Source organism: uncultured Thiocystis sp., from assembly GCF_903866365.1.
Taxonomy (GTDB): domain Bacteria; phylum Pseudomonadota; class Gammaproteobacteria; order Chromatiales; family Chromatiaceae; genus Chromatium.
Genome location: NZ_CAIPNF010000097.1, coordinates 1 through 7,187, shown reverse-complemented (window position 1 = coordinate 7,187; position 7,187 = coordinate 1). Strand labels below are relative to the sequence as shown.

Genomic DNA, 7,187 nt, shown 5'->3' with positions numbered 1-7,187 from the left:
GTGTACCTCGCGTAGCCCGCGCGCCACTTCATCCGCCAATCGTTTGACGCTTCCCATGATCTCCAATCACCTCAACATGACCTCAGCGTCACAGTTTGCCAGAAAGTGATAGGTGATGAGGTGAGGGCGCACAAACCGCCCATGCGATGCCGAGCACGGTTTACAATGTCCGACGAAACCAATGTCCATTCACCCGGCAAACCGACATCGATCGCGTTGCCGCTCACAGGAGAAACCAATCGATGAACGACATCACTGACTCCCGCTCCCGTCTCCTGATCGGATTGGGTCTAGCCGCGCTGATGGCCGCCACCCGCGGGCAGTTTTTCGCGCCGCTGGCCCATCACCTGCCGGATGCCTCGCTGGCGGTGTTCTTCCTCGGCGGCGTCTATCTGCGTCAGCTCGGCGGATTCGTGGCGCTCTTCGTGCTCGCGACCGTCCTCGATCTGACCGCCATCGGCTGGGGCGGCGTCAGCGGCTACTGTCTGACCGCGGCCTACTGGATGCTGGTGCCGGCCTATGGCGCGGTCTGGGGCGCCGGGCGCTGGTATGCCGGACGTCACCGCGCGACCGCCGCGACCCTACCGCTCCTAGCCGGCGCGCTGCTGGTCGGCGGGATCGCCTCCGAGATGATCTCCAGCGGCGGTTTCTACCTCCTGTCGGGTCGCTTCGCCGACCTGAGCCTGACCGAACTCCTCGGGCGTTTCGCCACCTACATGCCGGCGACCCTCGTGCAACTGGCGGCCTATGTCGGTCTGATCGCACTGGCGCATCTGAGTCTGGTTGGCATCCGGTCTCGTTCGGGTGCCGAACGGGTGCGTCGCAATGACCGATGAGGCAGCGCGCGAGCGCCACCGCCAGCGCATGCAACGCCAGAAGGAACTGGTCGACGCCCGGATCGCCCGGGCCGATCAGGACTGCGGCGTACTGGTGGTCAATACCGGCAACGGCAAGGGCAAGAGTTCGGCGGCCTTCGGGATGGTCGCCCGCGCCCTTGGGCATGGTATGACGGTGGCCGTGGTGCAGTTCATCAAGGGCAGCTTCTCGACCGGGGAGGAAGCCTTTTTCCGGCGCTTCCCCGATGTCGAATTCCACGTCATGGGCGAGGGCTTCACCTGGGAGACGCAGGACGCCGAACTGGACCGCCGGGCCGCGCTGGCGGCCTGGGACAAGGCCGCCGCCTTCCTCGCCGACCCGTCGGTACAGATGGTCGTGATGGACGAACTCAACATCGCGCTCAAGCTCGGTCTGGTCCCGACAGAAGCCGTGCTGGACGCGCTCCAGAACCGCCCGGCCCATCAGCACGCCGTGGTCACCGGCCGCGCGGCGCCGCAGGATCTGATCGATATTGCCGACACCGTGACCGAGATGCGCCCGATCAAGCATGCCTTCGATGCCGGGATCATGGCCCAAAAGGGCGTCGAGCTTTGACGGGCCGCACCCTGATTTTGGGCGGAGTGCGCTCGGGCAAGAGCCGACTGGCCGAGCGTCTCGCCCATGACAGCGCGCTGCCCGTCACCTATGTCGCCACCGCCCACGCCGGCGACGAGGAAATGCGCCAGCGGATCGCCGCCCACCAGCGCCGCCGACCGCCCGACTGGCGTCTGATCGAGGAACCCATCGCCCTGGCGGGCGTTATCGCCCGCGCATCCGCGCCCGATCGCTGTCTGCTGGTCGAGTGCCTGACACTCTGGTTGACGAATTTGCTCATGAAGAATGACGAAACGGGTCTCAGCGACGAAACCGCCGCCCTGCTGAACGCGGTCGCGACCGCGCCCGGCGAACTGATTCTGGTCGGCAACGAGACCAACCTGGGGGTCATCCCCCTGGATGCGCTCACCCGCCGTTTCTGCGACCTGGCCGGCACCTTGCATCAGGATCTCGCCGCCCGCTGCGACCGGGTCATCCTGACCGTGGCCGGTCTACCGTTGACGGTCAAAACTCCTGACATTCAAGGAGGTGCGGCATGATCGCCGGACTCGCCTGGCTCAACGAACCCTGTCTTCCGGTCGACCGCACGGCGGCCGCTGCCGCGCGCCGGCGTCAGGATCAGCTCACCAAACCGCGCGGCTCGCTGGGCCGGCTGGAAGAACTCGCCATCCGGCTCGCCGGATTGCAGGGCAAGGCCATGCCCGCGGCCGATCCGGTCCAGATCCTGCTGTTCGCCGCCGATCATGGCGTCGCGGCCGAGGGCGTCTCCGTCTTTCCGCAGTCGGTGACGAACCAGATGGTGCACAACATCGCCCGTGGCGGCGCGGCCATCTCGGTGCTGGCGACGGCGCTCGGCGCGCGCCTGGAGATCATCGATCTGGGGATGGTCGCCGACCCCGGCCCCATCGAGGGCGTGCGTTCCGAGCGGCTTGGCCCCGGCAGCGGCAACATCGCCCGCGAGCCGGCCATGACCTCCGAACAACAGGCCGGCGCCATGAACTCGGGCCGGGCCGCCGTCGAGCGCGCCATCGATGGCGGCGCCAGACTGTTGATCGGCGGCGAGATGGGCATCGCCAACACCACCCCCGCGGCGGCGCTTGCCTGCGCCCTGCTGGAGCGGCCGCCCGCCGATCTGGTCGGCCCCGGCACCGGTCTGGATGCCGCCGGGATCGCGCACAAGACCGAGGTGGTCGCCACCGCCCTGGCGCTGCATGCCACGCCCGGCAGCACGCCCATGGAGCTGCTCGGTCGACTCGGCGGCTTCGAAATCGCCGCCCTGACCGGCGCCTATCTCACCGCCGCCCAACGCGGCCTTCCGCTGCTGGTCGACGGCTTTATCGCCAGCGCGGCGGCCCTCGCGGCGGTGCGCATCCAGCCCGATGTCCGCGACTGGCTGCTGTTCGCGCATAGCTCGGCGGAACCCGGTCATCGAGTCATCCTGGAGGCGCTCGACGCCGATCCGCTGCTGCAACTCGGGATGCGTCTCGGCGAGGCCAGCGGCGCGGCAGCGGCGGTTCCGCTGCTGCGTCTGGCCTGCGCGCTGCACCAGAACATGGCGACCTTTGCCGAAGCCGGCGTGAGCGAGGGCTGAGGGATGAGCGACCGTTTTCTGGATCTGCTGCGACATGGCGAGGTCCAGGGCGGCGCGCGCTTTCGGGGCGGCCACGACGATCCGCTGACCGCTCACGGTTGGGACCAGATGTCCCGGGCGACCGCCAACGCCGCCGACTGGACCGGTATCCTCTGTTCGCCCTCCCAGCGTTGCGCCGACTTCGCGCGCCGGCTGGCCGAGACGCATGGTCTGCCCCTGCGGATGGACACGGCCTTCGGCGAGCGTGATTTTGGCGCCTGGGAAGGTCTCGCCGCTCACCAGATCCCGGCGGATCAGTTGACCCGCTTCTGGGACGATCCGGTGAGTTACACGCCCCCTGGCGCCGAGACCTTCCCGGCATTTCGCGAGCGCGTGCTGAATGTCTGGAACGCGCTGTCGAGCTCCGACGATTCTCACGTGCTGTTGATCACGCATGGTGGCGTCATCCGCGTTCTGGTGGCGGAGGTGCTGCGGATGCCGGACGAGGCTTGCCTGCTGTTCGAAGTTCCACCCGCCTCTCTCACGCGACTGCGCATCCCCCCACCGCCAGGACGTCCAAGCCTGGTGTTTCATCGAGACGTCCGCTGAACCTCCGTCCGCTCTGGATCGCCGGGCGTTTCCTGACCCGCCTCCCCTTCCCCGATCCCGGCATCGTCGCGCCCGCCGAGGCGGGCTGGGCGGTGCCCTGGTATCCGTTCGTCGGATTGCTGCTGGGCGGACTGATCGCGCTGGTTGCCTGGACGCTCGGGAGCACAGACCCCGGCGTCGCGGCGGCGCTGACCCTGATCCTCTGGGTCTGGTCGACCGGCGGGCTGCATCTGGACGGACTCGCCGACAGCGCGGACGCCTGGGTCGGCGGGCTGGCGAGCCGCGAACGCACCCTGGAGATCATGAAGGATCCGCGCAGCGGTCCGGCGGCCGTCACCGCGATCGCCTTGGCGTTGATCGCCAAAGGGTCGGGACTCGCTGCGCTAATCGCCCACGGCGAACCCTGGCTGCTGATTTGGATTCCACTGCTGGCGCGGGTGCAGTTACCGCTGCTGCTGCTGACCACGCCCTATGCGCGCAAACTCGGCATGGCCTCGGACCAGGTCAGCCAGCTTCCGCGCCGGGCGGCCTGGATGGCGGTCGTGCTCGTGCTGGCTGGATGCCTGCTGAGCCTCGGCTGGGTCGGCGGCTGGACAGGCGTCTTGATGGGCCTGGCGCTGGCGCTGGGATCGCTGCTCATCCTGCTGCTCGCCCGACGGTCCATGCTCGGGCGCATCGCCGGATTCACTGGCGATACCGCCGGCGCCCTGGTCGAAATCACCGAAACCCTGCTCCTGCTCGCCGCCGCTCTCCTCGCAACCCCTTCCTGAATTATCCCTTGAAAATTAGCAACCTATTGACATCGTTCAGCATCCTGTGTCAACAATAGCCCCAGAGTGTATGCGGCGCACCTAGTATCGCTGACCTGATCGATCCGTCCGGGATACCGGCGGGCGATGGTCGAGCGCTGGTTAACCGCGCTGAATTCATTGTGACGCGAGGAGAATTGGGCCATGTATAGCTGGATCCAACCCGAAAAATCTCTTTATTATCAAGCGAATTTGATCAAGGATCTGTTCGGCGACTGGACCCTGGTATCCAGTTGGGGCGTGATCGATTCGCGCCGGGGTCGCGTGCGTAAAACCGGCGTCCCTTCTTACCAGGCGGGACTCGAACGGATCAATGCCATCGACAAACGGCGACGACTTCACGGCTATCGACTCGTACAGGGCAAGCCGATGCAATGAACGGATCCAGGCGCTTCGGCTCGCATTTACGGCAACCGGCACTGTTTCGCGTCATGTTCATCATCACCTTAAACCTCTCGATAGCCCGCGCGAGCGTCGCCCAGGAAGCCACTCAGCCAGATCCATTCCACGTCGAGTGGAGCCAGTCACGCCTAAGCGTACAGGCTCGCAATATTCCTCTTCGGCGAATCTTGAACGAAATCGCCAGAAAAACCGAAATCCAGATGAATGGCATCGACTTGCTACGGGAAACCGTGACGGTCAACCTCGATCAAGCCCCTCTTTACGATGGATTACGCACGATTCTGGACGGCAAGGATTATGTCCTCATTCATTTCCATGAATCATCGGACCATCCGCCAACCCTGACACTGATGATTTTGGGTCAGCCAGGCTCCTCGCCCTCGCCTTTCGTCTATACTCCTAGTCATACACAAGGCGATCAACAAGAGACGACTCTCGACCCGAACGAACGCCTCTCGCAGTTAGAGGGTTCGATCAAAGAGCAGCCTGCCAATTTGCGAGACATCCTTCATGCGGCTGCCCAGGACAGCGAGCCTTTTGTCAGAGAACTCGCCTATCGACAACTGTACGCACTTGACGAAGATGACGCTCGCAACTTGCTGGAGAGAGACGCATCCAGCGATGACGTCGATCTCCGAAGAACCGCTCTGTCCTCGTTCTTTGACCTCTATCACGCATCTCATCCATCAGACGTGTTAGACATGCTCACAGAAGCCGCCAGTGACGACAATCTTGATATACGAACGACCGCCTTCGAGTCGTTAACTCGCTTGGAAGGCGGATTAGTGGAAATCGAAAGAAAATTGGACGACCCTGATCCAGAAATCAGGATCGTTGCTATCGATGTAATGGCCTCGCAAGGCCAGGAGTCGGCATGGAATGCCATCTCGCTGCTGCGACAAGATCCGGACGAGCAGGTTCGTTCTCGAGTCAATCACTTATTTTTAGAATTAAATGATGAGGATACAGCATTTCCAGGGGGGTCTGTTGAGTAAAAAACAAACACATTGATAACGATTTTAAGTCAGTCTGCATTCATAATTTTGGAGCCATGAATCATGAGACAAAGCCGATTACTCATCCTTACCCTCTGCACTTTACTGACGAATGTTACCTTTGCGGACGACTTGTCGATTCCAGCGAACAAAAAAGGTTTTGGATTCGATCCCAACCTGCATGCGGGCACGGATTTCGTCACGGGAGAGGTCATCGTGGGCCTCTCGACGAAAGGTAAGCAGGAAGGAGTGTTGAATGCCGCCCAGGCGATGCAAGGCCGGCTGGAAAAGAAGATGGAAGATGGGAGTGCGGTTCTGCTTCACTTCGGTAACGAGAAAGCGGCACAGGCGGCAATCAAAGCATTGGCCGTTCGCAGCGACGTACAATTTGTCGAACGCAACGGGTTCGCGCGCATTCCCCCCCTCCCTGACCTGAACAACATCCGGCCTCAGAAATCGGTTCGGAGCACGGCAAATCCTCGGCCCATGTCGGTTTCGCCCGATCCAGGAACGGGATTTCAATGGCACCACACCGTCATCCGCAAGACGGCCGTCTTACCCGTCCTCTCTGCCACCCCGCCGACAGTGGCCGTCATCGACACCGGGGTCGACTACACGCATCCGGATCTCGCTGGCAAGGTCATCAAGGGGAAAAACTCCGTGGCCAATAACTTCGACCCTTATGATGACTACCACCACGGAACACACGTTGCCGGAATTGTCGCCGCCAAGAGCGCAAACGGTAGCTATGGCGAGGGCGTGTGTCCAAATTGCAAAATTCTGGCGGTCAAAGTGTTGAACAGCGCGGGTTCGGGTACTTCGTTCGATGTTGCAAACGGCATGGCCTGGGTGGTTTCGGTTAAAGGCAATCCGACTTACGGATCCCCCAAGGTTGTCAACATGAGTCTGGGCGGATCGGCCAGTACGTTAATTTCGACCCAGGTCACCGCCATGAAGAATGCCGGCATGATACTGGTCGCGGCGGCTGGTAATAGCAACACAACAAGTCCTATCTCTGCCTATCCTGGCGCCTATCCCAATACCGCCTTGCGGGTCATGGCGACCGAGCAACATGACTGCCGAGCCTATTTCTCCAATTTCAGTCCGTCGACAGCTCCCGGTCAATTCAACATCGCCGCGCCCGGCTTTAATATCTCGTCCACGGTGCCTGAGTATGGATACGCGCAATACTCGGGAACCTCAATGGCCTCTCCAGTGGTTGCGGGCGCAGGCCTTGATCATCGATTGGTCCACCGTTGCTAAGCTGCCACAGCGAGCAAATGGGGTGGGCTCGCTGGCCGCGGTCGTCGTTTCGCAGGCCGCGCCGGCCAAGGCATACGCTCAAGCACCTGCTCAAATAATGGGGAATGC

Annotated in this window: 9 protein-coding genes; all 9 read left to right on the top strand. The window is 62.7% G+C overall.

What is annotated here, in order from left to right:
• Nucleotides 1–242: 242 nt before the first annotated feature.
• The 9 genes from QZY07_RS05960 (at nucleotide 243) to QZY07_RS05920 (ending at nucleotide 7,079) form a co-directional block, all read left to right on the top strand.
• Nucleotides 243–836, top strand: a complete 594-nt coding sequence (locus tag QZY07_RS05960) for a hypothetical protein (RefSeq protein ID WP_295400624.1) — start codon at nucleotides 243–245, stop codon at nucleotides 834–836.
• Complete coding sequence (gene cobO / locus QZY07_RS05955) at nucleotides 826–1,431, top strand: cob(I)yrinic acid a,c-diamide adenosyltransferase (protein WP_295400622.1); 606 nt, start codon at nucleotides 826–828, stop codon at nucleotides 1,429–1,431. Before QZY07_RS05960 ends, cobO begins: the two co-directional genes overlap by 11 nt.
• The gene (gene cobU, locus QZY07_RS05950; RefSeq protein WP_295400620.1) at nucleotides 1,428–1,970 is read left to right on the top strand and encodes a bifunctional adenosylcobinamide kinase/adenosylcobinamide-phosphate guanylyltransferase; all 543 of its coding nucleotides are present in this window, start codon (nucleotides 1,428–1,430) and stop codon (nucleotides 1,968–1,970) included. Before cobO ends, cobU begins: the two co-directional genes overlap by 4 nt.
• Nucleotides 1,967–3,022, top strand: coding sequence for a nicotinate-nucleotide--dimethylbenzimidazole phosphoribosyltransferase (cobT, locus tag QZY07_RS05945; RefSeq protein ID WP_295400618.1), 1,056 nt, complete (start codon nucleotides 1,967–1,969; stop codon nucleotides 3,020–3,022). Before cobU ends, cobT begins: the two co-directional genes overlap by 4 nt.
• A 3-nt stretch (nucleotides 3,023–3,025) precedes the next feature.
• The gene (locus tag QZY07_RS05940) at nucleotides 3,026–3,610 is read left to right on the top strand and encodes a histidine phosphatase family protein (RefSeq protein WP_295400616.1); all 585 of its coding nucleotides are present in this window, start codon (nucleotides 3,026–3,028) and stop codon (nucleotides 3,608–3,610) included.
• The gene (locus QZY07_RS05935) at nucleotides 3,607–4,380 is read left to right on the top strand and encodes an adenosylcobinamide-GDP ribazoletransferase (protein ID WP_295400626.1); all 774 of its coding nucleotides are present in this window, start codon (nucleotides 3,607–3,609) and stop codon (nucleotides 4,378–4,380) included. Before QZY07_RS05940 ends, QZY07_RS05935 begins: the two co-directional genes overlap by 4 nt.
• 183 nt (nucleotides 4,381–4,563) lie before the next feature.
• A complete protein-coding gene (locus QZY07_RS05930) occupies nucleotides 4,564–4,797 on the top strand; it encodes a hypothetical protein (RefSeq protein ID WP_295400614.1) in 234 nt (77 codons plus the stop codon).
• Between the two features lie 53 nt (nucleotides 4,798–4,850).
• Nucleotides 4,851–5,816 (top strand): hypothetical protein, encoded by a 966-nt coding sequence (locus QZY07_RS05925; RefSeq protein ID WP_295400612.1) that lies wholly within the window; start codon nucleotides 4,851–4,853, stop codon nucleotides 5,814–5,816.
• A gap of 63 nt (nucleotides 5,817–5,879) precedes the next feature.
• The gene (locus tag QZY07_RS05920; RefSeq protein WP_295400610.1) at nucleotides 5,880–7,079 is read left to right on the top strand and encodes a S8 family serine peptidase; all 1,200 of its coding nucleotides are present in this window, start codon (nucleotides 5,880–5,882) and stop codon (nucleotides 7,077–7,079) included.
• Nucleotides 7,080–7,187 lie beyond the last annotated feature (108 nt).

Excerpts from the sequence above, each read along its gene's own strand:
- QZY07_RS05960 (WP_295400624.1), top strand. The coding sequence starts at position 243 with ATGAACGACATCACTGACTCCCGCTCCCGTCTCCTGATCGGATTGGGT.
- cobO (WP_295400622.1), top strand. The coding sequence starts at position 826 with ATGACCGATGAGGCAGCGCGCGAGCGCCACCGCCAGCGCATGCAACGC.
- cobT (WP_295400618.1), top strand. The coding sequence starts at position 1,967 with ATGATCGCCGGACTCGCCTGGCTCAACGAACCCTGTCTTCCGGTCGAC.
- QZY07_RS05940 (WP_295400616.1), top strand. The coding sequence starts at position 3,026 with ATGAGCGACCGTTTTCTGGATCTGCTGCGACATGGCGAGGTCCAGGGC.
- QZY07_RS05930 (WP_295400614.1), top strand. The coding sequence starts at position 4,564 with ATGTATAGCTGGATCCAACCCGAAAAATCTCTTTATTATCAAGCGAAT.
- QZY07_RS05925 (WP_295400612.1), top strand. The coding sequence starts at position 4,851 with ATGTTCATCATCACCTTAAACCTCTCGATAGCCCGCGCGAGCGTCGCC.
- QZY07_RS05920 (WP_295400610.1), top strand. The coding sequence starts at position 5,880 with ATGAGACAAAGCCGATTACTCATCCTTACCCTCTGCACTTTACTGACG.